Consider the following 25,983-nt stretch of genomic DNA (forward strand, 5'->3'; position numbering starts at 1 on the left):
ATGGCACAGTGCCCTGTCATAGCCAAAAGCATTAATCCAGCAGATCGAGTTGCAAGTGGGCTGCCACCGCTTCGGCACTGAGCGCCTTGAGTTTCGGCACGCGCCCCAGACAAGGCGCCGGCAGCCGTTCGGCCAGCGTCGCCAGATTTTCTTCCAGCCGCGAGGTCTTCGGATCGATAATATTCGCCACCCAACCGGCCAGTTGCAGGCCATCACGCGCGATCGCCTCTGCCGTCAGCAAGGCATGACTGATACAGCCCAGCCGCACGCCCACCACCAGAATCACCGGCAGCTTCAGCGCGATGGCCAGATCCGACAGATTGTCCTGATCCGCCAGCGGCACCCGCCAGCCCCCCGCGCCTTCGATCAAGGTGAAATCGGCATTGAGCGCCAGAATTTCGCGCATCGGCGCCAGCAGCGATTGCACCGTCAACGCGACACCGGCCTCACGCGCTGCCAGATGCGGCGCGATGGCTGGCTCGAAAGCTACCGGATTGACCTGTTGATAAGTCAGCGGCACCGAACATTCGGCCAACAGCGCCAGCGCGTCGGCGTTGCGCAAACCCTTGGGCGTTACCTCGCAACCCGACGCCACCGGTTTCCCTGCCGCCGTGCTCAGCCCGGCCGAGCGCGCAGCATGCAGCAAACCCGCAGCCACGGTGGTCTTGCCGACATCGGTGTCAGTCCCGGTGATGAAATAGGCTGCACTCATAACGGTTTCTCCAACACGGCGTAGACCACCTGGTAAGTCGCCGGCAATCCATGTGCCTGACGGAACTGCTCGTAAGCCTCGACCAACCCAAGAATCCGCTCGCGTCCGGTCAAGCCACCTGGCCGACCGGGGTTGAGATTGTGCGCGCCGAGTGCCTTGAGTTCGTGGGTCAGACTGCGCACATCCGAGTAGTGCAGCACGTGCGCCTGATTCTGCAGACTCAGTGCCCGCAAGCCGCTGGCCGCACACAACTGCTCATACCGGGCGAACTCGCGGAAGCGATTGACGTGCACCAGCCCATCGACCTGACGCCAGCTGTCGCGCAGTTCGTACAACGTCCCGACACAAAGACTAGCAAACGCGAAAATCCCGCCGGGTTTCAGTACGCGCAGTGCTTCACTGAGCACCGATTCGAAGTCCGCGCACCACTGCACGGCGAGGCTGGAGAAGATCAGGTCACAGGTCGCGTCCCGCAGCGGCAGGCGTTCGGCATCACCGGCGATGAAATGCCGCGCACCGCCCAATGGCCGTGCGTGGTTGAGCATGCCCTCGGCGATATCCAGCGCCAGCCCCTGACCCTCGGCAAATCGCTCGGCCAGTGCGCGAGTGAAGTAACCGGTGCCGCAGCCCAGATCCAGCCAACGCGACGGCACAAAATCCGCCGGCAAACGCTGCAGCAACTGTGAACCGACGTCGCGCTGCAACTCGGCAACGCTGTCATAGCTGGCCGCTGCGCGCGAGAACGAGGCCGCCACCTGGCGCTTGTCAGGCAAGCCGCCAGGCAGCGCAACAAAAGACAAATCAGTCATCACCGCACTCGTGTAGAAAAGCCTGGATCGCACCCGCCACGCCATGGGGGTCCTCCAGAAGAAATGCATGGCTGGCCTGTTCGATCAGACCAATTTCGATATCCGGCAACAGCGCAAACAACGCCCCCGCCGCTTCCGCCGGCACCAGGCCGTCCTGCCCGGCGAACAGGTGCAACTGCGGGCCGCGAAACGCCTGCAACGCTTCACGGGTATCGAGTTGTGCGAGCAATTCCAGCCCGGCCATCAAGGTCTCGGGCGCCGCATTCGGCGCACCGCCGAGCATCAGCCGCGACAAGCCGCGCGGGTCTTGTGCACCCTGGGCACACAACAGCGAGAAACGCTTGAGGGTTATCCGCGGATCTACCTGGCAGCCGGCGAGAAACGCATCGAACGTCTCGCCGGGCATCGCACTCGGCCACTGTTCGTGAGCAACGAAGGACGGATTGCTCGCCAGTGTCAGCAGCCCGCAACAACGCTCGCCGCGCCGTGCCGCCAATTCAGAGGCAAGCATGCCGCCCAGCGACCAGCCGCCCAGCCACACGTCCTGAGCGATACGTTCATCGAGTTCGTCGAGCCAGTCCTGCAAGTCGCTGGAATCAAGTTTCGGCAACGGTTCGATCTCGACATGCAGATGTTCATCGAGCCCCCGCAACGCCGCGGCCAGAGGCTCCAGCGGCGAAATACCGAGGCCCCAGCCGGGCAGCAGAATCAGGCAATCACGCATGGCTTGGCTCCGACGACAGTTGGGCGAAACAATCGGCCAGTCCTTCCAACAATAGCTGCACCTGCGCTTCGCTGTGGGCGGCGGTCAGGGTCACCCGCAGGCGTGCACTGCCCGCCGGGACGGTAGGCGGACGGATTGCCGTGACCATCAAACCGCGTTCGCGCAGCAGCTGCGACAGGCGCACGGCTCGACCGGCGTCGCCGATCAGGATCGGCTGGATCGGCGTGAAGCTGTCCATCAAATGCAGACCGATCTGCTCGGCGCCGTGGCGGAACTGGCGGATCAGCGTCTGCAAATGTTCACGACGCCAGTGTTCGCTGCGCAGCAATTCCACACTTTTCAGCGTCGCACAGGCCAGCGCCGGCGGCTGGCTGGTGGTGTAGATGTAGGGCCGGGCGAACTGGATCAGACTTTCGATCAGCTCTTCACTGCCGGCGACGAAAGCACCCGCCGTGCCGAACGCCTTGCCGAGAGTGCCGACCAGCACCGGCACATCGTCCTGACTCAAGCCGAAATGCTCGACGATCCCGCCGCCAGTGGCGCCGAGCGGGCCGAAGCCATGGGCATCATCGACCATCAGCCACGCGCCTTTGGCCTTGGCCTCGCGCGCCAGCGCCGGCAAGTCAGCAAGATCACCATCCATGCTGAACACACCATCGGTGACCACCAGCGTATTGCCGGTGGCCTTCTCAAGACGCTTGGCCAGGCTGTCGGCGTCGTTGTGCAGGTAACGATTGAAACGCGCGCCGGACAGCAGGCCTGCATCCAGCAACGAGGCGTGATTGAGCCGGTCCTCCAGCACCGTATCGCCCTGCCCGACCAGCGCCGTGACCGCGCCGAGGTTGGCCATGTAGCCAGTGGTAAACAACAGCGCACGCGGCCGGCCAGTGAGATCGGCGAGGGCTTCTTCCAGCGCGTGATGTGGGCCGCTGTGGCCGATCACCAGATGCGACGCTCCGCCACCGACGCCCCAGCGCTCGGCACCGGCGCGCCAGGCTTCGATCACTTGCGGGTGATTGGCCAGGCCCAGATAGTCGTTGTTGCAGAACGCCAGCAACGGCTGCCCGTCAACCACCACTTCAGGCCCCTGCGGGGACTCGAGCAGCGGCCGCTGGCGATAGAGGTTTTCGGCACGGCGGGCAGCAAGGCGTGCGGTGAGATCGAAAGACATGCAGGCCTCGGTGAGATTACAAATATCAAATTGAACGCAATCCTTGTGGGAGCGAGCTTGCTCGCGAAGAGGCCTGCACTTCCGACATCAATGTCGACTGAAGCAACGCTTTCGCGAGCAAGCTCGCTCCCACAGGGGGGTTGCATTCATTCAGAGGTATCCGCGCAGGCTTTTACACCGCAGCGTTATAGAACTGCGCGCTGCTCTTCTGCTCCACCAACGCCTGCTCGATCGCAGCCTGATGCACCTCATCGGCATGCTCTTCGCGCGCTTCCGGCTGAATGCCCAGGCGCGCGAACAGTTGCATGTCCTTGTCGGCCTGCGGGTTGGCGGTGGTCAGCAGTTTGTCACCGTAGAAAATCGAGTTGGCACCGGCGAAGAACGCCAGGGCCTGCATCTGTTCGTTCATCGCTTCGCGGCCGGCGGACAGGCGCACGTGGGATTGCGGCATAAGGATGCGCGCGACAGCGAGCATGCGGATGAAGTCGAACGGGTCGATGTCTTCGGCGTTTTCCAGCGGCGTGCCGGCCACTTTCACCAGCATGTTGATCGGCACCGACTCCGGATGCTCCGGCAGGTTGGCCAGTTGAATCAGCAGGTTGGCGCGGTCGTCCAGCGACTCGCCCATGCCGAGAATGCCGCCGGAGCAGATCTTCATCCCCGATTCACGCACATAGGCCAAGGTCTGCAGGCGCTCGCTGTAGGTGCGGGTGGTGATGATGCTGCCGTAGAACTCAGGCGAGGTGTCGAGGTTGTGGTTGTAGTAATCGAGGCCAGCCTTGGCCAGCGCTTCGGTCTGTTCCTGATCGAGACGACCGAGGGTCATGCAGGTTTCCAGGCCCATGGCTTTCACGCCTTCGACCATTTTCAGCACGTACGGCATGTCTTTGGCCGACGGGTGCTTCCACGCAGCGCCCATGCAGAAACGGGTCGAGCCGATGGCTTTGGCGCGGGCAGCCTCTTCGAGGACCTTCTGCACTTCCATCAGCTTCTCTTTTTCCAGGCCGGTGTTGTAGTGACCGGACTGCGGGCAGTACTTGCAGTCTTCCGGGCAGGCGCCGGTCTTGATCGACAGCAGCGTGGAAACCTGCACGCGGTTGGCGTTGAAATGTGCGCGGTGCACCGTCTGCGCCTGGAACAGCAAGTCGTTGAATGGCTGTACGAAGAGGGCTTTGACTTCGGCTAAAGACCAGTCGTGACGCAGGGTGGCAGAGGTGCTGGCGCTCATGGGCAGTTCCTTGGTTATGCTTGGCTGGCGGCTGCGGGAACGGAATACCCACAGGCGCGACACGGATGTTCGGCATATTTAAGGAAGAGCCATGCGCTGTCAACCACGAGACGAACAACAGGTTTACATCTGTTTAAAAAACGTACAGACATGCTTGCTGTGCGATGAACCTGCAGAAGCAGAAATGCCAATTTGCGTCGCCTGCGAAACCGATCTGCCCTGGCTTGGCGACCATTGCCAGACTTGCGCTTTGCCTATGCCGGCCGCCGGCCTGACCTGCGGCGAATGCCTGCTAGAGCCGCCGGCGTTCGAACAGGTGGTGGTGCCCTGGCGTTATGACTTCCCGGTGGACAGTCTGATTACGCGTTTTAAACACAACGCGAAATGGCCGTTTGGTCACTTGCTCGCCGACGTTGCCGGACAATACCTGCAACATCGCTTCGATGAAGGTTTGCCGCAACCCGACGTGTTGTTGCCGGTGCCGTTGGCGAACAAACGCTTGCGCAAACGCGGCTTCAATCAAGCGGCGATGCTGGGGCGCTGGTTGAGCCAACAGCTGGATCTGCCGTTTGAGGAACATGCTTTGCGGCGGATCCACGACACCAGTGCCCAGCAGGACCTCGACGCCAAGGCGCGCAAACGCAATTTGCGTCACGCCTTCGCCCTGGCGCCCGGCATTGAAGTGAAAGGTCGGCACTTCGCATTGATCGATGACGTGCTGACTACCGGAGCCACGGCCCAGGCACTGGCGCGACTGCTGCGGGATGCAGGGGCGGCGCGAGTTGACGTGTATTGCCTGGCGCGCACGCCAAAACCCGGAAATTGAAACCGACACAATCCCTTGTAGGAATGAGCCTGCTCGCGATAGCGCAATCACGGCCAACATTGATGCTGACTGTTCCACCGCCATCGCGAGCAGGCTCACTCCTACAAGGGCACTGTGTTTGGCTTGACTGATGCGTCGCAAGCCGCCAACTTCACTCTCCACCGCCACAGCAAAAAAGCACCCATCCATGTCCCTGCCCAGCCTGCTCTCCCAGCACATCGTCCGCCGTCCTCAGCGCATCGCCCTGCTGCAACACATTGCCGAACAGGGCTCGATCACCCGCGCGGCGAAAAGCGCCGGGCTGAGTTACAAAGCGGCATGGGATGCGATCGACGAGCTGAACAACTTGGCGCAAAAGCCACTGGTGGAGCGCGCCGTCGGTGGCAAGGGCGGCGGTGGTGCCAAACTGTCCAGCGAAGGTGAGCGGGTGCTGCGTCTGTATCAAAAGCTGCAGGCCTTGCAGGCGCAGGTGCTGGAAGCCGCCGAAGATGCCAGCGACCTTGATCTGCTCGGGCGATTGATGCTGCGTACCAGCGCGCGCAACCAGCTGCACGGCAAAGTTGTGGCGATCGAGGGCCAGGGCCGCAATGACCTGATCCGCCTCGAACTGGCCGAAGGCCTGTGGATAAACGCGCAGATCACCCATGACAGCACCGTGCACCTGGAACTGCAACCGGGCACCGAAGTCGTGGCCTTGATCAAGGCTGGCTGGCTTGAATTATTAGCCCCGGAGCAAACTGCAACATCTGGACACAATCTTCTGAGCGGCACCATCGAAGCCATTCTCGATGCCGAGGACGGCCCCAGCGAAGTGCGCATCACCCTGCCCAACGGCCAGACGCTCTGCGCTCTGGCGGAGCCGCTGCAACTTCGCACCCGCGGGCTTCGTGTCGAGCAACCGGTGCAGGTGCAGTTCTCGCCGTCCAATGTGCTGATCGGCACGCCGCTGTAATCAGGCGCTGCAACGAAAGCGTAATCGACGCTCATTAAGGTGGCTGCCAAAACCAAGCAGGGAGCCTGATGTGAGCCTATTAGAAGAAAACCAATCGACTGACCTGGAAAAGATGGTCGGCCTCAGCCGTCGCGGTTTCATCAGCGCCGGCGCGCTGTGCGGCGCCGCCATGTTTCTCGGTGGTAACCTGCTGAGCCGCAGCGCGCTGGCCACCGGCATCAGCGCCGGCAACAGCCGCCTGCTCGGTTTCGAGAGCATTCCCGCCGCGACCACCGATGTCATCAGTTTGCCCAAGGGCTACAAGTCCTCGGTGCTGATCAGTTGGGGTCAACCATTGCACAAGAACGGCCCGGCGTTCGACCCGAGCGGCAATGGCACCGCCGCCGCACAGGAAGTGCAGTTCGGCGACAACAACGACGGCATGAGCCTGTTCGAATTCCCCGACGACCGAAACCGCGCGTTGATGGCGATCAACAACGAATACACCAACTACCGCTACCTCTACCCGCACGGCGGCATGCCGCAGTCGGCCGAAGACGTGCGCAAGGCGCTGGCCTGCGAAGGTGTGTCGGTGATCGAAGTGCAGCGCAGGAACGGCCAATGGCAGTTCGTCCAGGGCTCGCGCTACAACCGCCGCATCCACGGCAACTCGCCGCTGCGCATCAGTGGCCCGGCAGCCGGTCATGAGCTGATGAAGACGGCCGCCGACAAGCACGGCAAGAAGGTCCTCGGCACCTTTCAGAACTGCGCCAACGGCAAGACGCCGTGGGGCACCTACCTGACCTGCGAAGAAAACTTCACCGATTGCTTTGGCAGCAGCAACGCCCAGCAGCAGTTCGACCCGGCGCAGAAGCGCTACGGCGTGTCAGCCGCCAGCCGTGAGATCAACTGGCACCCGTTCGACCCGCGCTTCGACATGGCCAAGAACCCCAACGAACTCAACCGTCACGGCTGGGTGGTCGAGATCGATCCGTTCGATCCGCAATCGACCCCGGTCAAACGTACCGCGCTGGGTCGCTTCAAGCATGAAAACGCCGCACTGGCCGAGACCGATGACGGTCGCGCCGTGGTCTACATGGGCGACGACGAACGCGGCGAGTTCATCTACAAGTTCGTCAGCCGCGACCGCATCAACCATCGCAATGCGAAAGCCAACCGCGACATCCTCGACCACGGCACCCTGTACGTGGCGAAGTTCGATAACGGTGACAGCAATCCAGATCACCCGAAAGGCCAGGGCCAGTGGATCGAACTAACTCACGGCAAGAACGGCATCGACGCCAGCAGCGGTTTCGCCGATCAGGCCGAAGTGCTGATCCACGCCCGCCTCGCCGCCAGTGTGGTCGGCGCCACGCGTATGGATCGCCCGGAATGGATCGTGGTCAGCCCGAAGGACGGCCAGGTTTATTGCACCCTGACCAACAACGCCAAGCGCGGCGAAGACGGGCAGCCGGTGGGCGGGCCGAACCCGCGCGAGAAGAACGTCTACGGGCAGATCCTACGCTGGCGCACCGACCGCGACGATCACGCGTCGAAGACGTTTGCCTGGGATCTGTTTGTGGTCGCCGGCAACCCGGGCGTGCACGCCGGTACGCCGAAAGGTGGCTCGTCGAACATCACCCCGCAGAACATGTTCAACAGCCCGGACGGTTTGGGCTTCGACAAGGCCGGGCGCTTGTGGATTCTCACCGATGGCGATTCGAGCAACGCCGGAGACTTTGCCGGGATGGGCAACAACCAGATGCTCTGTGCCGATCCGAAGACCGGCGAGATTCGCCGCTTCATGGTCGGGCCGATTGGTTGCGAAGTCACCGGGATCAGCTTCTCGCCGGATCAGAAAACCCTGTTTGTCGGGATTCAGCATCCGGGCGAAAACGGCGGCTCGACCTTCCCCGAGCATCTGCCGAACGGCAAGCCGCGCTCCTCGGTGATGGCGATTACCCGGGAGGATGGCGGAATAGTCGGCGCCTGACAGGCCTAATCGCTGGCAAGCCAGCTCCCACAGGTTCTGCGCTAATTTGAAAATAGTGCAAGACTTTGTGGGAGCTGGCTTGCCAGCGATAGCGTCCTCCCAGACACCAGCCACCTCCCCCGCTGCCATCTGCGCTACCATGCTGGGCCGGACGCGGCAGCCTGCTGCGCGCAGGAGTCAGCATGGCCCACCCGTTTGAAACCCTCACACCCGATCTCGTGCTCGATGCCGTCGAAAGCATTGGCTTCCTGAGTGACGCGCGCATTCTGGCGCTCAACAGCTACGAAAACCGCGTCTACCAGGTCGGCATCGAAGACTCCGAACCGCTGATCGCCAAGTTCTACCGTCCGCAACGCTGGACCAACGAAGCCATCCTCGAAGAACACCAGTTCACCTTCGAACTGGCCGACGTCGAGATTCCCGTGGTGGCGCCGCTGATCCACAACGGTCAGACCCTGCACGAGCACGCCGGTTTCCGTTTCACCCTGTTTCCGCGTCGTGGCGGGCGGGCGCCGGAGCCGGGCAATCTTGATCAGCTGTATCGCCTCGGCCAGTTGCTCGGGCGCATCCACGCCGTTGGCGCCACCAAGCCGTTCGCACACCGCGAAGCGCTCGCCGTGCAGAACTTCGGCCACGCCTCGCTGAACACCTTGCTCGAAGGCAACTTCATTCCCAAGAGCCTGCTGCCGGCCTACGAGTCCGTCGCCCGCGATCTGCTCAAGCGCGTGGAAGATGCCTACGCCAACACCCCGCACCAGAACATCCGCATGCACGGCGACTGCCATCCCGGCAACATGATGTGCCGCGACGAGATGTTCCACATCGTCGACCTCGACGACTGCCGCATGGGCCCGGCGGTGCAGGACATCTGGATGATGCTGGCGGGCGACCGTCAGGATTGCCTCGGCCAGCTCTCGGAGCTGATGGATGGCTACAACGAATTCCATGATTTCGACCCGCGCGAACTGGCGCTGATCGAACCGCTGCGCGCCCTGCGCCTGATGCATTACAGCGCCTGGCTGGCGCGGCGCTGGGATGACCCGGCGTTCCCGCACAGCTTTCCGTGGTTTGGTACGGAGCGGTATTGGGGGGATCAGGTGTTGGCGCTACGCGAACAGCTGTCGGCGCTCAACGAAGAACCTTTGAAGTTGTTCTGATTTAAAGATCAAAAGATCGCAGCCTGCGGCAGCTCCTACATGGGAATGCGTTCCCCCTGTAGGAGCTGCCGCAGGCTGCGATCTTTTTGCTTTCTGGCACGACACATCTATACAACCTCCTTACAATCCCTGCTTTGTCAGCTGCCTAAGCAAGGATTCTGCATGCAAGCCGCCAACCCGCGTCGCGGGTACATTCTGGGCCTGAGTGCCTACATCATCTGGGGCCTGTTCCCGATTTACTTCAAGGCCATCGCCGAAGTCCCCGCTGTCGAGATCATCATTCACCGCGTGTTGTGGTCGGCGCTGTTCGGCGCCTTGCTGCTGATGGTGTGGAAGCATCCGGGCTGGTTGCGCGAGTTGCTCGACAACCCCAGGCGTCTGGCGATTCTGGCCCTGAGCGGCACCCTGATCGCGGCCAACTGGCTGACCTACGTGTGGTCGGTGAACAACGGGCGCATGCTCGAAGCGAGCCTCGGTTACTACATCAACCCGCTGGTCAACGTGTTGCTGGGAATGTTGATTCTCGGCGAACGCCTGCGGCGCATGCAGTGGGTCGCCGTGGGGCTGGCGGCCATCGGCGTGGCGCAGCAGGTGTGGCAGGTCGGCAGTCTGCCGTGGGTCTCGCTGGTGCTGGCGATGACCTTCGGTTTTTACGGCTTGATCCGCAAACAGGCGCCGGTCAAGGCCTTGCCGGGGCTGGTGGTGGAAACCTGGATGCTGGTACCGATTGCCGTGGCCTGGCTGCTGTTCAACCAGACCGCAACCAGCGCACAACCGGAATTCTGGACCACTTCCCAAGCCTGGTGGCTGGTCGCGGCGGGTCCTGTGACGCTCATCCCGCTGGTCTGTTTCAACGCTGCCACCCGTCACCTGCCCTACACCACCATCGGTTTCCTCCAGTACACCGCGCCAACCCTGGTGCTGCTGCAGGCGGTGCTGCTGTTTGGTGAGCACTTGTCGTCGAGCACGCTGATCGCGTTCATCTTCATCTGGGCCGGTCTGGCCGTTTACAGCGTCGATGCGGTGATCAGCTTGCGCCGGCGCAGCTGATCAAAAAACGCACAAAGCTTCGCAGGCCACGGTTCTCGTGGTCTGCAACGTTCCTTCCCAAGGTTATCCACAGCGTGATCCCCGCCGTTTGTGCGCAAGTCACTGAATGCTGGCGGTTTTTTGATCAACTTCCGGAAAGCCACGGCCAGCGTGGCGTTGCGCCCGGTCTCTACAGGTTATCCACAGGCAGGTGCATGTAAAAACTGGATAACCCGGACAGCGGTTAAACGTCTGTGCGTAGCACCAGTTCGACCATCAGGTCATCGGCCAGAGTTTCCAGGCGCGATTGCAGCACATCCAGCGACAGGGTCAGCGGCACTGCCAGAATCGCTTCGGCGTGGAACAACGGCTCGCTGCTCATCGGCGCCGGGCGCACTTCGGTCACCAGGCGTTCGAGGTTCACCCCCTGCTCACTGAGCAAACGGGTGATGTCGCGCACGATGCCCGGGCGGTCATTGCCCACCAGTTCCATGGCAATCGGTTTCCAGGTGCAGGACTGCTCAATGCCACTCTCGGCAATCAGTACGCGAATGCCTTGTGCCGACAGTGCCTGTAGGGAATCGACTAATTCGTCGTAAGCCTCCGCCGGTACACCCACCCGCAGAATCCCCGCGAACTGCCCGGCCATCCGCGACATGCGGCTTTCCAGCCAGTTGCCGCCGTGCTCGGCGATGCATTGGGCGATGCGCTCGACCTGCCCGGGCTTGTCCGGCGCAAACACAGTGAGTACGAGATGGTCCATGGCACCGCCCTCTTGTCATGACTTTTGTTATAGAAAGGCAAGTATAGGCAAGCGTCGACATTCAGCCGCCATGCTCAAGTGAACAACACCTGTGGCGAGGGAGCTTGCTCCCGCTGGCGGCCGCAGGACGCCCTCTTCAGTCAGTCATATCTTTTGCGGGTGCTTCGCACCCGAGCGGGAGCAAGCTCCCTCGCCACAAATGCAGGCTCATCGAAGCTGAATGGAAGCCGCACATAATTTATGTGTACAACTTTTTATATTTAGCTGGAACAATCCGATGGTTTTTTGAGAACATCCCGTTCCGCGACGTGACCGCAATGCGTCATGAGGTCGCAGAACGACGTTATTAGTCTGATTTTCACAAGCGCAACGCATCATGTAGTATGCCTCGGCGCGCACTACATAACGCTGGATCGATGTCTGCCCAAGGCACGTTCGCAACCTTGAAAGCCCCGTCAGCAAGGCCCCCAAGCCGTTGATTGGTCCCAGCCCAGCCGCCAGCAATGGCATGTACTGGTCGGAAGGTTTGTGGTTTAAATGGCCAGAGGCTTCATTGTTAAATTGAAGAGCTGAAAAGCGAAATAGCTGAGCAGAGTGAGGCAAGCAATGACTGAACACGTTCAAGTCGGTGGCCTGCAGGTCGCCAAAGTCCTGTTCGACTTCGTGAACAACGAAGCCATTCCCGGTACCGGCCTCACCGCCGAAAAATTCTGGGAAGGTGCCGACAAGGTCATTCACGACCTGGCGCCGAAGAACAAAGCCCTACTCGCCAAACGCGATGACTTCCAGGCTCGTCTTGATGCCTGGCACCAGGAACATGCCGGCCAGGCGCACGACGCCGTGGCCTACAAAGCCTTCCTGCAGGAAATCGGTTATCTGCTGCCAGAAGCGGCTGATTTCCAGGCAACGACGCAAAACGTCGATGATGAAATCGCCCGTACCGCCGGCCCGCAACTCGTGGTCCCGGTGATGAACGCCCGCTTCGCCCTCAATGCTTCGAACGCCCGCTGGGGTTCGCTGTACGACGCCCTCTACGGCACCGACGCCATCAGCGAAGACGGTGGCGCGGAAAAAGGCAAAGGCTACAACAAAGTGCGTGGCGACAAGGTCATCGCCTTCGCCCGTGCCTTCCTCGACGAAGCGGCGCCACTGGCGGCCGGCTCCCACGTCGACTCCACCGGTTACAAGATCGCTGACGGCAAACTGCTGGTCTCCCTCAAGGGCGGCAGCAACACCGGCCTGCGTGACGATGCACAGCTGATCGGCTTCCAGGGCGATGCCAACGCGCCGATTGCCGTGCTGCTGAAACACAACGGTCTGCACTTCGAAATCCAGATCGACGCCAGCACCCCGGTCGGCCAGACCGATGCTGCCGGCGTCAAAGACGTTCTGATGGAAGCAGCCCTGACCACCATCATGGACTGCGAAGACTCCGTGGCCGCCGTCGATGCCGACGACAAAGTGGTGATCTACCGCAACTGGCTCGGCCTGATGAAGGGCGACCTGTCCGAAGAAGTCGCCAAGGGCGGCCAGACCTTCACCCGCACCATGAACCCGGATCGCACCTACACCGCACCGAACGGCGGTGAAGTGACCCTGCACGGCCGTTCGCTGTTGTTCGTGCGCAACGTCGGCCACCTGATGACCATCGACGCGATCCTCGACAAGAACGGCAACGAAGTGCCGGAAGGCATCCTCGACGGTCTGGTCACTTGCCTGGCAGCGATGCACAACCTCAATGGCAACACCTCGCGTCGCAATACGCGTACCGGCTCGGTCTACATCGTTAAACCGAAAATGCACGGCCCGGAAGAAGCGGCGTTCACCAACGAGCTGTTCGGTCGCATCGAAGACGTGTTGGGCCTGAAACGCAACACGCTGAAAGTCGGGATCATGGACGAGGAGCGCCGCACCACGGTCAACCTCAAGGCCTGTATCAAGGCGGCCAGCGAGCGCGTGGTGTTCATCAACACCGGTTTCCTTGACCGCACGGGCGATGAGATCCACACCTCCATGGAAGCCGGGCCGATGGTGCGCAAGGCCGACATGAAGGCCGAAAAGTGGATCGGCGCCTACGAGAACTGGAACGTCGATATCGGTCTGAGCACCGGCCTGCAAGGTCGTGCACAAATCGGTAAAGGCATGTGGGCGATGCCCGACCTGATGGCGGCGATGCTCGAACAGAAAATCGCTCACCCGCTGGCCGGCGCCAACACCGCCTGGGTACCGTCGCCGACCGCTGCTGCGCTGCACGCGTTGCACTACCACAAGGTCGACGTGTTCGCCCGTCAGGCCGAACTGGCCAAGCGTGCCCGCGCTTCGGTGGACGACATTCTGACCATCCCGCTGGCGGTCAACCCAAGCTGGACCCCGGAGCAGATCAAGAACGAACTGGACAACAACGCCCAGGGCATTCTCGGTTACGTGGTGCGCTGGATCGACCAGGGTGTCGGTTGTTCGAAAGTGCCGGACATCAATGACGTCGGCCTGATGGAAGACCGCGCAACGCTGCGGATCTCCAGCCAGCACATCGCCAACTGGCTGCGCCACGGTATCGTTACCGAAGCGCAAGTGATGGAAAGCCTCAAGCGCATGGCGCCGGTGGTTGACCGGCAGAACGCCAACGACCCGCTGTACCGTCCGCTGGCACCGAACTTCGACAGCAACATCGCCTTCCAGGCGGCGGTCGAACTGGTGATCGAAGGCACCAAACAGCCGAACGGCTACACCGAGCCGGTGCTGCACCGTCGTCGTCGCGAGTTCAAGAAGGCCAACGGCCTGTAACCTGCGCTGACTGCCGGACATGAAAAAGCCCTGATCTTGCGATCAGGGCTTTTTTGTTTGGATTGAGATCCCAAGCAGGCAGTAATCCCCTGTGGCGAGGGAGCTTGCTCCCGCTCGGCGGCGCAGCCGTCGTAATTTTAGCGAATGCGATGTGTCAGGATTAATGTGGATGCAGGGTTTGGGGCCGCTTCGCAGCCCAGCGGGAGCAAGCTCCCTCGCAACAAGGGTAGCGGTTAAACACGATTACGGATCAATGCCCAATTCGTGTTTGACCAGCCCCAGCAATTTCGCCGTATCAATCGGCTTGAGCAGGAAATCCACCACGCTCAGGTGCATCGCCGCAATGGCGTCTTTTACATCGGCATCGCCGGAAACAATGATGATCGGCATCGCTGCCCGTACCGACTCGCGTACCTGACGGATCAAGTCCAGCCCACCGACGTTGCCCATGCGCAGATCAGTGATCACCAGGCCTATCGAGGGTTTTTCCGCGAGCATCTTCAGTGCGGTTTCGCCACTGGCCGCGGTCATGCAGTGAATGCCATCCAACGCGAGAATCTCCGACAACAGCTCCCGGGCGTCCTTGTCGTCATCGACGATCAGCACACGCTGCGGCGGCAAATCGGGTTCGAGCATTACAGCGCTGAGCGCTTCACGCTCGGCGTCGCTCAAAATATCGTGGTCGGACATGGCAATCTCTACGTTTTCAATTCAGTCACCTGGCACAGTCGTCAGACATCGCTAAGCAGAGCTTCAATGTGCACTTCGTCGGATTTTTTTCCAAGTGGCTGGCGGAGGAATTTCCGACTGTTTTTGTAGGGCACTTCCTAAATGTGCCGAACGGCAGCCCAAACCTAGACTTACGTCCAATGGGCACCCCGCGCGCAGGGGCCGACCATGGCTGCAACGATCCGACAACAACAATTCGAAAAAGACTGCGGTAATGGTTATGAGTAAAGCGGACGCCTTCACCCAGGCAGGGAAAACCGCGGTATTGCAGAACATTCAGGGCACTCTGCAATTCCTCCAGCGCTTCCCGCCCTTCAATCAGATGGAACATGCCCACCTGGCTTTTCTGGTGGAACAATGTCAGCTGCGTTTTTACGGCCAGGGCGAAAGCATCATCAAACCCGCCGACGGGCCGGTCGAATATTTCTACATCGTCAAACAGGGCCGGGTGGTCGGCGAACGCCAGCACATCACCCGGCCTGGCACCGAAACCACCTTCGAGATCACCACCGGCGAATGCTTCCCGCTGGCTGCGCTGATTGGCGAACGGGCGACCCGTACCGAGCATCTGGCCAGCGAAGACACCTTCTGCTTGCAACTGAACAAACCGGCGTTCATCAAGCTGTTCGCCCTGTCCAACAGCTTCCGCGATTTCGCTTTGCGCGGGGTCAGCAGCCTGCTCGATCAGGTCAACCAGCAAGTCCAGCAGAAAGCCGTGGAAACCCTCGGCACCCAGTACTCGCTGAACACCCGCCTCGGCGAATTGGCGATGCGCCATCCGGTGACTTGCAGCCCCGACACGCCACTGCGTGAAGCGGTGAAGCTGATGCACGAGCAACAGGTCGGCAGCATCGTCGCGGTGGATGAACACAAGGCGCCGCTGGGGATTTTCACCCTGCGTGACCTGCGCGAGGTGGTCGCCAACAGCAGCGGTGATTTCAGCGAAACCATCGAGCGCCACATGACCTGTTCGCCGTTCTTTCTGTCGCCCGATCACAGCGCCTTCGACGCGGCGATTGCCATGACCGAGCGGCACATCGCCCACGTCTGTCTGGTCAAGGATCAACGTCTTTGCGGTGTGGTGTCCGAGCGTGATCTGTTCTCGCTGCAAAGGGTCGATCTGGTGCATCTGGCCCGGACCATCCGCAGTGCCCAGCGCATCGAGCAACTGGTGAGCCTGCGCGGCGAGATCGGCCAACTGGTGGAACGCATGCTCGCCCACGGTGCGTCTTCGACCCAGATCACCCACATCATCACCCTGCTCAACGACCACACCGTGTGCCGAGTGATCGAACTGACCCTCGCCGAAAAAGGCGACCCCGGCGTACCGTTCAGCTGGCTGTGCTTCGGCAGCGAGGGCCGGCGCGAGCAGACGCTGCACACCGATCAGGACAACGGCATTCTGTTCGAAGCACGGGACGCGGCGCACGCGGCAGAAATTCGCGGCAAGCTGCTGCCGATCGCCCAGCAGATCAATCAGAGCCTGGCGCAGTGCGGGTTCAGCCTGTGCAAGGGCAACATCATGGCCGGTAACCCGGAACTGTGCCTGTCGCGGGCGGAATGGGCGCGGCGCTTTGCAGCGTTCATTCGCGAGGCGACGCCGGAGAACCTGCTCGGTTCGAGCATCTATTTCGACCTGCGGGTGGTCTGGGGTGACGAGAAAGGCTGTGCGCAACTGCGCCGCGGGATTCTCGATCAGGTCGGCGACAACCGTTTATTCCAGCGCATGCTGGCAGAAAACGCCCTGCGCAATCGTCCGCCCGTGGGACGCTTTCGCGAGTTTGTGCTGGCGCGCAAAAACGGCGAAAAAGCCACCCTCGACCTCAAGGTCCAGGGCCTGACGCCTTTCGTCGACGGCGCACGCTTGTTGGCACTGGCCCATGGCATCGAAACCAACAACACCCTTGAACGCTTGCGTCAGCTGGTCGAAAAAGAGGTCATCGAACGGCTCGACGGCGCGGCGTATGAAGAGGCTTACCACTTCATCCAGCAGACGCGCATGCAACAACACCAGATCCAGACTCGCGAGAATCTGCCTTGGTCGAACCGCGTCGACCCCGACAGCCTCAATCATCTGGACCGGCGCATCCTGCGTGAATCCCTGCGCCAGGCCCAGCGCCTGCAGAGCAGCCTGGCCTTGCGGTATCAGCTATGAGCCTGTTTTCGTGGCTGCGCCCGGCCAGCCCTCTGCTGTCGGCCGACCTGCAACAGCGTCTGGCGGAGCTGCCGGCGATCAGCGAACTGAAAGAGTGCAGCCTGCGCGAGCAGCGCTGGGTGGTGCTCGATCTGGAAACCACCGGGCTGAATCTGAACAAGGACCGCGTGCTGTCGATCGGTGCGGTGGTGATCGAAGACGGCGCGATCGACTTCAGTCAGCAGTTCGAGCGCACCCTGCAATGTCGGGAGCTGAAGCTCAGCCCGAGCGTGTTGATTCATGGCCTGGGGCCGAATGCGATTGCTGCCGGCAGCGACCCGGCGGAGGCGCTGCTGGAGTTGATGGAATTCATCGGCAACAGCCCGGTGCTGGCGTTTCATGCGCCCTTCGATCAGCACATGCTCGGACGGGCATTGAAAGAACACCTGAGTTACAAGCTGCAGAATGTGTTTCTGGATGTCGCGGACATGGCGCCGCTGTTGTGCCCGCAGGCGAATATTCGCGAGGCCGGGCTGGATGAGTGGATCAACTGGTTCAGGCTTGAGGTGTTCGAGCGGCACAACGCGAGTGCCGATGCGCTGGCTACGGCAGAGCTGGCGTTGATTTTGTTCAGCCGCGCGCGACAGCAGCAGATTCATAGTCCGCTGAATCTGCAGCAGCGCTTGAGTCAGTGGAAGCGTCGGCAGCAGGCGCCTTCCTTCTAGATTTACAGCCGAACCACATCCCTCTGTAGGAGCTGCCGAAGGCTGCGATCCTTTGATCTTGTTTTTAAAAGCGAGATCAAAAGATCGCAGCCTTCGGCAGCTCCTACAGGGGCTATCCAAACGGGTCATCTGACCAGTGGCCAATTGCTAACCATTCCCACCTCTGCGAGAATCGCGAACAATTCTCGTTGGTTAACATTTCCCAATCGGTGCGTCTGGTGTCGTCAGTCCCAAGCCCTCACAGTGAACTCGTCGGTGCGTTGTATCGCGACCATCGCGGTTGGCTGCTGAGCTGGTTGCGGCGCAACGTGGCGTGCCCACAGCGCGCCGAAGACCTGAGCCAGGACACCTTCGTGCGCCTGCTCGGTCGCGAACAATTGCTGACGCCGCGCGAACCGCGGGCGTTTCTGGTGGCGATTGCCAAGGGCCTGCTGTTCGACTATTTCCGCCGCGCCGCGCTGGAGCAGGCCTATCTCGCCGAATTGATGCTGATCCCCGAAGGCGAACAGCCTTCGGTGGAAGAACAGCAATTGATCCTCGAAGACCTCAAGGCCATCGACCGCCTGCTCGGCAAATTGTCGACCAAGGCCCGCGCCGCTTTCCTGTATAACCGCCTCGACGGCCTCGGCCATGCCGAAATCGCCGCGAAGCTCGGCGTCTCGGTGCCGCGTGTGCGGCAATACCTGGCTCAGGGCATTCGCCAGTGCTACATCGCCCTCTACGGTGAGCCGACATGAGCCCGGCCAGCTCCAAACCGGTTTCGGCCCAGGTGCTGGACGCGGCGATTGCCTGGCAATTGTCGCTGGATTCCAGCAGTGCGCTGGAGCGCGAAGAGTTCGCCAAATGGCACGCAGCCAATGAAGAACATGCCCGCGCTTGGCGTCAGTTGGGCATGCTCGATCAGCGCTTCAGTGTCGCCAACGGCCCGGCCCGCGCTGCGTTGCTGCAATCACGCGAGGGCATTCGCCGCAGAGTGCGCAAGCTCGGCAGCGGACTGGCCAGCGTGGTGGCGGTGGTCGGTCTGGCGCTGTTTGCCGGTGATCGGTACCTGCCGCTGGATTACTGGCTGGCCGATCAACGCACCGCCACCGGCGAGCAGCGCACGGTACGGCTGACCGATGGCACCGTGCTCAACCTCAACACCCACAGCGCGGTGGATGTGCGTTTCGATGCCAGCCAGCGCCTGATCGTGTTGCAGGAGGGCGAGATCATGGTCGAGACCGGTCACGGCGATGCGCGGCCCTTTATCGTCGAAACCCGCGAAGGCAGCATGCGCGCGCTGGGCACACGGTTTCTGGTCAAGCGTGAAGATGAGGGTACGCGCCTGAGCGTCCTGCAATCGGCGGTGGCGGCGCATCCGCAAAGTCATCCTCAAGAGCAGATTCTGCGCGAAGGCCAGCAAGTGCTGATTCGCAACGACGGCCTCGACGCGGTCGCCGCACTCACGCCCGGCGCCGATGCCTGGACCCGCGGCATGCTGGTAGTCGATAACGCACGGCTCGGTGATCTGGTGCACGAACTCGGGCGCTACCGCCGTGGCTATCTGGGCGTCGCCCCGGAGGTTGCCGACTTGCGCATCACCGGCAGCTTCCCGCTGCACGACACCGACAAGGCCCTGAGTGCGCTGCTGCCGACCCTGCCGGTGCAGATCGAGCAGCACACGCCGTATTGGGTCACGGTGGCGAAGGCTGATACCAAGCCTTGAGGGCGACCGACCTCTGTGGCGAGGGAGCTTGCTCCCGCTCCGCTGCGCAGCAGTCGTCAAACCAGTCAATGCGATTTATCTGAAAGACAGCAGGGACCGCTTCGCGCTCCAGCGGGAGCAAGCTCCCTCGCCACAGGGTCTCGGTCACTTTTCAGTTAATCGAAATTATTTTCATCCAGCCCTATCACTTTTCAATTCTCGTCCGGCACACAGGCAATTGAGAAATATTTCCATTCAGGAGCCTTCGCATGTCCCGTTCGCTAGACACCTTGTTGCGCCCCAGTCTGCTGGCTGTCGCCATCGCCCTCAGCACCCCGCTGATCAGCCACCCGTTGCTCGCCGCTGAGCAGGCCTCCAGCGTACGCGCCTACAACCTGCCGGCCGCTCCGCTGTCGACCACCCTGAACCAGATCGCCAGCCAGGGCGGCCTCGCGCTGTCGCTCAATCCCTCGCTGGCGGCGGGCAAGACGTCGGCACCGGTCAACGGCCAATACGATGCCGCCGGCGCGCTGCGTGCCGCCCTGCGTGGCACTGGTCTGCAACTGGAACAAAGCAACACTGGCACCTACACCCTGGTTGCGGTGCCGGAGGGGACACTGGCACTGCCGGAAACCGCCGTGATTGGCGTGGAAAACTACGAAAGCGCCTGGGGCCCGGTTGAAGGCTACACCGCCACCCGCACTGCCGCCGGCACCAAGACCGACACTGCGCTGGTCGAAGCACCGCGCTCGATCTCGGTCGCGACCCGCCAGCAAATGGACGACCGCAGCGTGCACAGCCTTGATGACGCCGTGCGCTACATGCCGGGCATCACCGCCAGCAGCTACGGCAGCGACACCCGCGCCGACTGGCTGCGCGTGCGCGGTTTCGAGCCGACCCAGTTCCTCGACGGCTTGCCGCTGCCCAAAGGCGTGTACGCCAACCCGAAACAGGAAACCTGGAACCTCGACCGTCTCGCCCTGCTGCGCGGTCCGGCCTCTTCCGTCTACGGCCAGACCCCGCCGGGCGGCCTGCTGGACATGGTCAGCCGGCGCCCGAGCAGCGACGCCAGCAGCGAAATCCAACTGCAGTACGGCAGCGACAATCATCGTCAGATCAACTTCGCCAGCACCGGCAAAATCGACGATGCCGGCCAGTTCCTCTACGGCATCAGCGGCGTGGTGCGTGACAGCGGCACGCAGATCGACCACATCGATAACAAGCGCTACAACATCGCGCCGAGCCTGACCTGGAACATTGACGACGACACCAGATTCACCTTGCTGAGCCAGTTCACCCGCGACGATACCGGCATTACCAGCCAGTTTCTGCCGGTGCAGGGCACCAAGATCGACATGCCGTTCGGTAGCGTCTCGCACCACAAAAATCTCGGCGACCCGGATTGGGAATACTACGACCGCACTTACTACGCGCTCGGCTATGCCTTCGAACACCGGCTGAACGATGTCTGGCAGTTCAAGCAGAACCTGCGTTACACCAAGTCGGACCTGTCGTTCCAGGCCCTGACCGTCGGCTCTTACCCGTACACCATGGTGGACGATCAAGGTAACGTCGGGCGCACCAGCACCAGCGTTGACGAAGACATCAGCCAATTCGCAGTGGACAACAACTTCCAGGCCGACTTCGCCACCGGTGACATTCGCCACACCGTACTGTTGGGGCTGGATCACCAGCGCAGTAACACCAACTACCTGTCGATCTACGGTGACGGCCTGAAAACCAACGTGCTGAACCCGATCTACGGCCAGCCGATCGTTCGTCCGGATCGCTCGACGGCGTATTACGACTACGACCAGAAGACCTACCAGACCGGCCTCTACGTGCAGGATCAGATGGCCCTCGACCAATGGCGCCTGACGCTGGGCGGTCGTGAAGACTGGGTCCACACCGGCACCAAATTCTTCAACAAGGCCGATGCGACCAACACCCAGCGCGACAAGAACTTCAGCGGTAACGCAGCGCTCAGCTACGTGTTCGACTCGGGTTTCGTCCCGTACATTTCCTACGCCGAATCCTTCCAGCCAACCACCGGCGCCGACGCCTCCTCCACCGGTTCGCTGAAACCGACCGAAGGCAAGCAATGGGAAATGGGCGTCAAGTACCAGCCACCGGGCAGCAAGACCCTGCTGACCGCCGCCGTGTATGACCTGACACAGAAAAACGTCGCGGTCACCACCACCGTCGGCAACACCCCGATCACCAGCCAGACCGGCGAAGTGAAAGTCAAAGGCCTGGAACTGGAGGCGACCTCGGACGTCACCGATAACCTGAAAGTGATTGCCGCCTACACCCTGGCCAAGTCCGAAGTGCAGAAAGGCGACTACAAAGGCAACCGCCTGCAACTGATGCCAAACCAGCAGGCCTCGCTGTGGACTGATTACACCTGGCACAGCGGTGTGCTCGACGGCTTCGGTATCGGCGGTGGCGTGCGTTACACCGGCAACACCTATGGCGATCAGGGCAACACCTGGCTGGGCAAAGCCAATGCTTACACGGTGTTCGACGCCTCGGTGCATTACGACCTCGGCCGTCTCGACAACAGCCTCAAAGGTGCATCGGTCGCGGTCAACGCCACCAACCTGTTCGACAAGGATTACATCTCCACCTGCGACGGCTTCTACTGCTACTACGGCGACCAGCGCAGCGTCGTCGCCAGCGCCACCTACAAGTGGTAACCGCGTGAGCTGAAACAGGTCCTGTCACCAAGCCGTCCTTCATGGACGGCTTCGGTGTTTTTGAAGGTCATGAAATGAAAAGTAAAACAATCCGCCGCTGGTCGTTCATCCACACCTGGACCAGCCTGATCTGCACCGTGTTTTTGCTGTTGCTGGCATTGACCGGCCTGCCGCTGATCTTCCATCACGAGATCGAGCACCTGCTCGGCGATGCCCCGCAAGTGCGCGAGATGCCCGCCGACACGCCGCGCCTGAACCTGGCGCAACTGGTCGAGGCCGCCGAACAACATCGTCCCGGCGAAGTGGTGCAGTACTTCGGTTTCGAGGACGACGAACCCAATGCTGTGCTCACAATCATGGCGAAGACCGCCGGCACCGAACCGAACTCGTCGCACACCTTCATGCTCGATGCGCGCACCGGTGAAGCGCTGGAAACCCCGTCGGCCAATGGCGGGCTGATGCTGTTCATCCTGCGCCTGCATGTGGACATGTTCGCCGGATTGCCCGGCAAGTTGCTGCTGGCGTTCATGGGTTTGCTGTTCGTGGTCGCGATCATCTCGGGCACGGTGCTGTACCTGCCGTTCATGCGTCGCTTGCCGTTCGGCACCGTGCGTCAGGACAAGTCCACCCGCTTGCGTTGGCTCGACCTGCACAACCTGATCGGCGTCGTCACCCTGACCTGGGCGCTGGTGGTCGGTGTCACCGGGGTGATCAGCGCCTGCGCCGACCTGATCATCGCCGCGTGGCGCAATGACACGCTGACCGCCATGGTCGCGCCCTACCGCGATGCCCCGCCCCTGACCCGACTGGCCCCGGCCACCCGCCTACTCGACATCGCCCGGGACGTGGCGCCGGGGATGAACCCGGACTTCATCGCCTTCCCCGGCACGCGCTTTTCCAGCGAGCATCACTACGCGGTGTTCATGAAGGGCGGCACCCACCTGACCTCGCACCTGCTGACGCCGGTACTGATCGACGCCAGCACCCTGCAGGTCACCGCTGTGGCCGAGCGCCCGTGGTACATGGACGCCATGGGCATGTCGCAGCCGCTGCATTTCGGTGACTACGGCGGCATGCCAATGAAAATCCTCTGGACGACCCTTGATGTGCTGACCATCATCGTCCTCGGCAGCGGCGTCTATCTGTGGGTGGTGCGGCGTAAAGCGGCGAAACCGGTGACGGCGGAGGTTGCTGCATGAAGCCGCGTCAGAGCAATTTCTGGAAGGTCTTCAGCACGCCGCTGGTGATCGCACTGCTGAGTGCGGCGGGGTTGTTTTCGGCGTTGTTGGGCGATGGAGTCTGGGATGCGTTGAGCTGGGTCGGGCTGGGCGTCCCGGCGTTTCTGGCCATAAGAGGCTTGCTGTCGCGAAGCTAAAGATCACTGTAGGAGTGAGCCTGCTCGCGATAGAGCACTCCCATTCAACTTCATCGTCGACTGACCTGCCGCGATCGCGAGCAGGCTCACTCCTACAAGGGGCTGTGCAGGGCTTGAGCAAGCCGAGTAACACGCTATGCTCCTCGCTCACTGTCCTGACCGAGACCCTGCCCATGTCCGCCCCCAGCATGACCCTGTTTCACAACACGCTCTCCCCGTTCGTGCGCAAAGTAATGGTGCTGTTGCACGAGACCGGCCAGCAGGATCGCGTCGCCCTGCAAGACTGCGTGCTCAGCCCGGTCAGCCCGGACGCTGCGCTCAACGCCGACAACCCGCTGGGCAAGATCCCAGCCCTGCGCCTGGCCGACGGCAGCGTGATCCATGACAGCCGCGTGATCCTCGAATACCTCGACCAGCAGCACGTCGGCAATCCGCTGATCCCCCGCGAAGGCGCGGCCCGCTGGCGCCGTCTGACCCTGGCCTCGCTGGCCGACGGGATCATGGACGCCTCGGTGATGGTGCGTTACGAACTGGTGCTGCGCGCCCCGGAAAAGCACTGGGACGAATGGCTCGATGCCCAACGCGAGAAGATCCGCCGCGCCCTGGCCTATCTGGAAAGTGACGCCATCGCCGAGCTGACCAGCCATTTCGATGTGGCAGCGATCAGCGTCGCTTGTGCGTTGGGTTACATCGATCTGCGTCATCCGGATCTGGACTGGCGCAGCGCCAACCCGCAACTGGCCAGCTGGTATTTCGAGGTGAGCCAGCGAGCGTCCATGGTCGCCACCTTGCCCAAGCCTTAAGGCTGCGGCGCCTGTTCCGGCCTCTTCGCGAGCAAGCTCACTCCCACATTGGAATGCGTACACCTGTGGGAGCGGGCTTGCTCGCGATGGCACCACCTCGGTTCCGGCGGCAGTGCTGCAACAATCAGCGTCAGCAAAACCTCGACCTGTCGCTGATCCTCGCGCAACCCGCTCATCGCATCGCCCCCACATCAAACTCCAGCGGCCTGGCCGGTTTCTGCCCGATCCCGTACCAGTCGAGTTTGCGCGTCAGCACCATGAACACCCCGAGCAGACTGAACAACAGCAGCGAACCCATCAGCAACGCGTAATCCTCGGCGCTCAGCAGGCCATACAGCAGGCCATACAACGCCGCCAATCCCGCAGAAAAACTCAGGCCGTGGCGCACGCTGTGCAGCACGTGACACACATAAAACCCGATCAACAACACACAGTCACTGGCCGACAGCAGATACGCCAGGGCAAAGCCGATGTGCTCCGACAACGACAGCAGCAACAGGTAAAAGAACGCCAGCGCCACCCCGACCAATGCGTATTGCACCGGATGCACCGCCAGACTCTTGAGCACTTCGAACAGGAAGAAACCGGCGAAGGTCAGGACGATGAACAACAGCGCATATTTGATCGCCCGATCACTCTTCAGGTACTGGTCCACCGGATCGATGAAACTCACGCCAAAACTGCGCCCGCTGAACCCCTCGCATTCATTGCCCGTCACGCAACGGCTCATGGCTTCTTGCAGGTTGGTGGAGAAGAACGTGGTCTGCCAATCAGCGTTGAAACCCTGATCACTGATCTCGCGTTTGCCCGGCAGGAAGTTGCCGACAAAGCTGGGGTGCGGCCAGTTGGCGGCAAGGCTGACGTGACTACTTTTGCCCACCGGCAACACCTGCAACGAACCGGTGCCTTGCAGGCGCAGGTCGAAACCGAAGGTCAGTTCCGTGGTTTTGCGGGTATCCAGCGCCGGCAGCGTGACCCGCACGCCTTCGCCGAGCCAGCCCACCTGGGTGCCGGGCACGAAGTCCAGGCGCTGGCCGTCGAGTTCCAGTTTCAGCGCGTTTTCGATGCCGCGGATGTCGCTGATGCCCACCGCCAGAAACGGCGCATCAAACTGGTAATCGGCGAAGTCTTCCTTGATCCCCAACTGCGCCGGCAACGAGAAATGCCCATTGATGCGATTGTCGGCATGGAACAGTCGCGCTTCGTAAATACCGCGCTTGCGCAACTCGGTCTGCACCTGGCCGTCGAGCTCGAAGCGCTCCGGCAGAAAGTACAGCCGACCGCGCTCTTCGCCGAGCTCTTCATAGCGCTGACTGGTTTTCTCGTTGGTCTTCCAGGTACGCACCACCTTGCGGTACGGCACCACCATCACCGGCCCGCTCAGTTGCTGGCTGTAGCTGGAACTGCGGGCGATGTCTTCGAGTACGCCGTCGCGCCGTTGCTGGCGGTCATCGATGATGCCGTCAATCATCAACAGCGGGATCAGCAACAGCAGGATCAACAGGGCAATCGCCCCGAGCTTTATGGTCAGATTCTTGTTCATGGGACTCTCCCTGTTTGGATGAGGCAGAGTCTGGTCAGGCTGTGTGGGGGGAATATGGGGCGATTGTGGAGTTTGTGTGGAAAGATCAAAAGATCGCAGCCTTCGGCAGCTCCTACAGGGATTGCGTTCCCCTGTAGGAGCTGCCGAAGGCTGCGATCTTTTAAGTT

22 protein-coding genes are annotated in these 25,983 nt (G+C 61.6%); 14 read left to right on the top strand and 8 right to left on the bottom strand.

Features of this window, described 5'->3' with window-relative positions:
• Positions 1-31 precede the first annotated feature (31 nt).
• From bioD to bioB, 5 genes are all read right to left on the bottom strand, one after another.
• The gene (gene bioD / locus PMI25_RS03525) at positions 32-712 is read right to left on the bottom strand and encodes a dethiobiotin synthase (RefSeq protein ID WP_007966523.1); all 681 of its coding nucleotides are present in this window, start codon (positions 710-712) and stop codon (positions 32-34) included.
• The gene (gene bioC / locus PMI25_RS03530) at positions 709-1,521 is read right to left on the bottom strand and encodes a malonyl-ACP O-methyltransferase BioC (RefSeq protein ID WP_045121968.1); all 813 of its coding nucleotides are present in this window, start codon (positions 1,519-1,521) and stop codon (positions 709-711) included. Before bioC ends, bioD begins: the two co-directional genes overlap by 4 nt.
• Positions 1,514-2,245 (bottom strand): alpha/beta fold hydrolase, encoded by a 732-nt coding sequence (locus PMI25_RS03535; RefSeq protein ID WP_007966525.1) that lies wholly within the window; start codon positions 2,243-2,245, stop codon positions 1,514-1,516. The genes bioC and PMI25_RS03535 overlap by 8 nt, the downstream gene beginning before the upstream one ends.
• Positions 2,238-3,416: an 8-amino-7-oxononanoate synthase gene (gene bioF / locus PMI25_RS03540; RefSeq protein WP_007966528.1), complete on the bottom strand. Its 1,179-nt coding sequence runs from the start codon at positions 3,414-3,416 to the stop codon at positions 2,238-2,240. The genes PMI25_RS03535 and bioF overlap by 8 nt, the downstream gene beginning before the upstream one ends.
• Positions 3,417-3,588: 172 nt before the next feature.
• Positions 3,589-4,644, bottom strand: a complete 1,056-nt coding sequence (bioB, locus tag PMI25_RS03545; RefSeq protein WP_007966530.1) for a biotin synthase BioB — start codon at positions 4,642-4,644, stop codon at positions 3,589-3,591.
• A gap of 91 nt (positions 4,645-4,735) precedes the next feature.
• Between bioB and PMI25_RS03550 the strand changes: the two genes are divergently transcribed.
• From PMI25_RS03550 to rarD, 5 genes are all read left to right on the top strand, one after another.
• Complete coding sequence (locus PMI25_RS03550) at positions 4,736-5,470, top strand: ComF family protein (RefSeq protein WP_007966532.1); 735 nt, start codon at positions 4,736-4,738, stop codon at positions 5,468-5,470.
• A 187-nt stretch (positions 5,471-5,657) separates the two neighbouring features.
• A complete protein-coding gene (locus tag PMI25_RS03555; protein WP_007966533.1) occupies positions 5,658-6,422 on the top strand; it encodes a TOBE domain-containing protein in 765 nt (254 codons plus the stop codon).
• A gap of 70 nt (positions 6,423-6,492) precedes the next feature.
• Complete coding sequence (locus PMI25_RS03560) at positions 6,493-8,394, top strand: PhoX family protein (protein WP_007966534.1); 1,902 nt, start codon at positions 6,493-6,495, stop codon at positions 8,392-8,394.
• 182 nt (positions 8,395-8,576) lie between these two features.
• Positions 8,577-9,551, top strand: a complete 975-nt coding sequence (locus tag PMI25_RS03565; RefSeq protein ID WP_007966536.1) for a serine/threonine protein kinase — start codon at positions 8,577-8,579, stop codon at positions 9,549-9,551.
• 162 nt (positions 9,552-9,713) lie between these two features.
• A complete protein-coding gene (gene rarD / locus PMI25_RS03570; protein ID WP_007966537.1) occupies positions 9,714-10,601 on the top strand; it encodes an EamA family transporter RarD in 888 nt (295 codons plus the stop codon).
• A gap of 223 nt (positions 10,602-10,824) precedes the next feature.
• Here rarD and PMI25_RS03575 read toward each other — a convergent pair whose 3' ends face one another.
• On the bottom strand, positions 10,825-11,343 hold the full coding sequence (locus PMI25_RS03575) for a glycine cleavage system protein R (RefSeq protein ID WP_007966538.1): 519 nt from the start codon (positions 11,341-11,343) through the stop codon (positions 10,825-10,827).
• Between the two features lie 606 nt (positions 11,344-11,949).
• On the opposite strand from PMI25_RS03575, the gene PMI25_RS03580 reads away from it, so the two are divergent.
• Positions 11,950-14,127, top strand: coding sequence for a malate synthase G (locus PMI25_RS03580; protein WP_007966539.1), 2,178 nt, complete (start codon positions 11,950-11,952; stop codon positions 14,125-14,127).
• 243 nt (positions 14,128-14,370) lie between these two features.
• Here the strand turns inward: PMI25_RS03580 and PMI25_RS03585 are convergent, their stop codons facing one another.
• Positions 14,371-14,817: a response regulator gene (locus tag PMI25_RS03585; RefSeq protein ID WP_007966541.1), complete on the bottom strand. Its 447-nt coding sequence runs from the start codon at positions 14,815-14,817 to the stop codon at positions 14,371-14,373.
• A 259-nt stretch (positions 14,818-15,076) separates the two neighbouring features.
• Here PMI25_RS03585 and PMI25_RS03590 point away from each other — a divergent pair, with 259 nt between their 5' ends.
• The 8 genes from PMI25_RS03590 (at position 15,077) to PMI25_RS03625 (ending at position 24,273) form a co-directional block, all read left to right on the top strand.
• Complete coding sequence (locus tag PMI25_RS03590; RefSeq protein ID WP_007966544.1) at positions 15,077-17,011, top strand: putative nucleotidyltransferase substrate binding domain-containing protein; 1,935 nt, start codon at positions 15,077-15,079, stop codon at positions 17,009-17,011.
• Positions 17,008-17,715 carry a 3'-5' exonuclease gene (locus PMI25_RS03595; protein WP_007966546.1) on the top strand — a complete coding sequence of 236 codons (708 nt, stop codon included), beginning with the start codon at positions 17,008-17,010 and terminating at the stop codon, positions 17,713-17,715. Before PMI25_RS03590 ends, PMI25_RS03595 begins: the two co-directional genes overlap by 4 nt.
• Positions 17,716-17,933: 218 nt before the next feature.
• Positions 17,934-18,452, top strand: coding sequence for an RNA polymerase sigma factor (locus PMI25_RS03600; RefSeq protein ID WP_045121971.1), 519 nt, complete (start codon positions 17,934-17,936; stop codon positions 18,450-18,452).
• The gene (locus tag PMI25_RS03605) at positions 18,449-19,420 is read left to right on the top strand and encodes a FecR domain-containing protein (RefSeq protein WP_007962579.1); all 972 of its coding nucleotides are present in this window, start codon (positions 18,449-18,451) and stop codon (positions 19,418-19,420) included. The genes PMI25_RS03600 and PMI25_RS03605 overlap by 4 nt, the downstream gene beginning before the upstream one ends.
• Positions 19,421-19,668: 248 nt before the next feature.
• Positions 19,669-22,095 carry a TonB-dependent siderophore receptor gene (locus PMI25_RS03610; RefSeq protein ID WP_007962580.1) on the top strand — a complete coding sequence of 809 codons (2,427 nt, stop codon included), beginning with the start codon at positions 19,669-19,671 and terminating at the stop codon, positions 22,093-22,095.
• A 74-nt stretch (positions 22,096-22,169) separates the two neighbouring features.
• Positions 22,170-23,294: a PepSY-associated TM helix domain-containing protein gene (locus tag PMI25_RS03615; RefSeq protein ID WP_045121972.1), complete on the top strand. Its 1,125-nt coding sequence runs from the start codon at positions 22,170-22,172 to the stop codon at positions 23,292-23,294.
• Positions 23,291-23,470, top strand: coding sequence for a hypothetical protein (locus PMI25_RS03620; protein WP_007962582.1), 180 nt, complete (start codon positions 23,291-23,293; stop codon positions 23,468-23,470). Before PMI25_RS03615 ends, PMI25_RS03620 begins: the two co-directional genes overlap by 4 nt.
• A gap of 173 nt (positions 23,471-23,643) precedes the next feature.
• Positions 23,644-24,273, top strand: coding sequence for a glutathione S-transferase (locus tag PMI25_RS03625; protein ID WP_007962583.1), 630 nt, complete (start codon positions 23,644-23,646; stop codon positions 24,271-24,273).
• Positions 24,274-24,445: 172 nt separating this feature from the next.
• Here PMI25_RS03625 and creD read toward each other — a convergent pair whose 3' ends face one another.
• A complete protein-coding gene (gene creD, locus PMI25_RS03630) occupies positions 24,446-25,816 on the bottom strand; it encodes a cell envelope integrity protein CreD (RefSeq protein ID WP_007962584.1) in 1,371 nt (456 codons plus the stop codon).
• Positions 25,817-25,983 lie beyond the last annotated feature (167 nt).

Source organism: Pseudomonas sp. GM30 (genome assembly GCF_000282275.2).
Lineage (GTDB): Bacteria > Pseudomonadota > Gammaproteobacteria > Pseudomonadales > Pseudomonadaceae > Aquipseudomonas.

What these genes read in the sequence shown, in the direction of transcription:
- bioF (WP_007966528.1), bottom strand. Translation starts at nt 3,416, where the DNA reads ATGTCTTTCGATCTCACCGCACGCCTTGCTGCCCGCCGTGCCGAAAAC.
- PMI25_RS03565 (WP_007966536.1), top strand. Translation starts at nt 8,577, where the DNA reads ATGGCCCACCCGTTTGAAACCCTCACACCCGATCTCGTGCTCGATGCC.
- PMI25_RS03585 (WP_007966541.1), bottom strand. Translation starts at nt 14,817, where the DNA reads ATGTCCGACCACGATATTTTGAGCGACGCCGAGCGTGAAGCGCTCAGC.
- PMI25_RS03590 (WP_007966544.1), top strand. Translation starts at nt 15,077, where the DNA reads ATGAGTAAAGCGGACGCCTTCACCCAGGCAGGGAAAACCGCGGTATTG.
- bioC (WP_045121968.1), bottom strand. Translation starts at nt 1,521, where the DNA reads ATGACTGATTTGTCTTTTGTTGCGCTGCCTGGCGGCTTGCCTGACAAG.
- PMI25_RS03625 (WP_007962583.1), top strand. Translation starts at nt 23,644, where the DNA reads ATGTCCGCCCCCAGCATGACCCTGTTTCACAACACGCTCTCCCCGTTC.
- PMI25_RS03535 (WP_007966525.1), bottom strand. Translation starts at nt 2,245, where the DNA reads ATGCGTGATTGCCTGATTCTGCTGCCCGGCTGGGGCCTCGGTATTTCG.
- rarD (WP_007966537.1), top strand. Translation starts at nt 9,714, where the DNA reads ATGCAAGCCGCCAACCCGCGTCGCGGGTACATTCTGGGCCTGAGTGCC.
- PMI25_RS03615 (WP_045121972.1), top strand. Translation starts at nt 22,170, where the DNA reads ATGAAAAGTAAAACAATCCGCCGCTGGTCGTTCATCCACACCTGGACC.
- PMI25_RS03575 (WP_007966538.1), bottom strand. Translation starts at nt 11,343, where the DNA reads ATGGACCATCTCGTACTCACTGTGTTTGCGCCGGACAAGCCCGGGCAG.
- PMI25_RS03595 (WP_007966546.1), top strand. Translation starts at nt 17,008, where the DNA reads ATGAGCCTGTTTTCGTGGCTGCGCCCGGCCAGCCCTCTGCTGTCGGCC.
- PMI25_RS03605 (WP_007962579.1), top strand. Translation starts at nt 18,449, where the DNA reads ATGAGCCCGGCCAGCTCCAAACCGGTTTCGGCCCAGGTGCTGGACGCG.
- PMI25_RS03620 (WP_007962582.1), top strand. Translation starts at nt 23,291, where the DNA reads ATGAAGCCGCGTCAGAGCAATTTCTGGAAGGTCTTCAGCACGCCGCTG.
- PMI25_RS03580 (WP_007966539.1), top strand. Translation starts at nt 11,950, where the DNA reads ATGACTGAACACGTTCAAGTCGGTGGCCTGCAGGTCGCCAAAGTCCTG.
- bioB (WP_007966530.1), bottom strand. Translation starts at nt 4,644, where the DNA reads ATGAGCGCCAGCACCTCTGCCACCCTGCGTCACGACTGGTCTTTAGCC.
- bioD (WP_007966523.1), bottom strand. Translation starts at nt 712, where the DNA reads ATGAGTGCAGCCTATTTCATCACCGGGACTGACACCGATGTCGGCAAG.
- creD (WP_007962584.1), bottom strand. Translation starts at nt 25,816, where the DNA reads ATGAACAAGAATCTGACCATAAAGCTCGGGGCGATTGCCCTGTTGATC.
- PMI25_RS03610 (WP_007962580.1), top strand. Translation starts at nt 19,669, where the DNA reads ATGTCCCGTTCGCTAGACACCTTGTTGCGCCCCAGTCTGCTGGCTGTC.
- PMI25_RS03550 (WP_007966532.1), top strand. Translation starts at nt 4,736, where the DNA reads ATGCGCTGTCAACCACGAGACGAACAACAGGTTTACATCTGTTTAAAA.
- PMI25_RS03555 (WP_007966533.1), top strand. Translation starts at nt 5,658, where the DNA reads ATGTCCCTGCCCAGCCTGCTCTCCCAGCACATCGTCCGCCGTCCTCAG.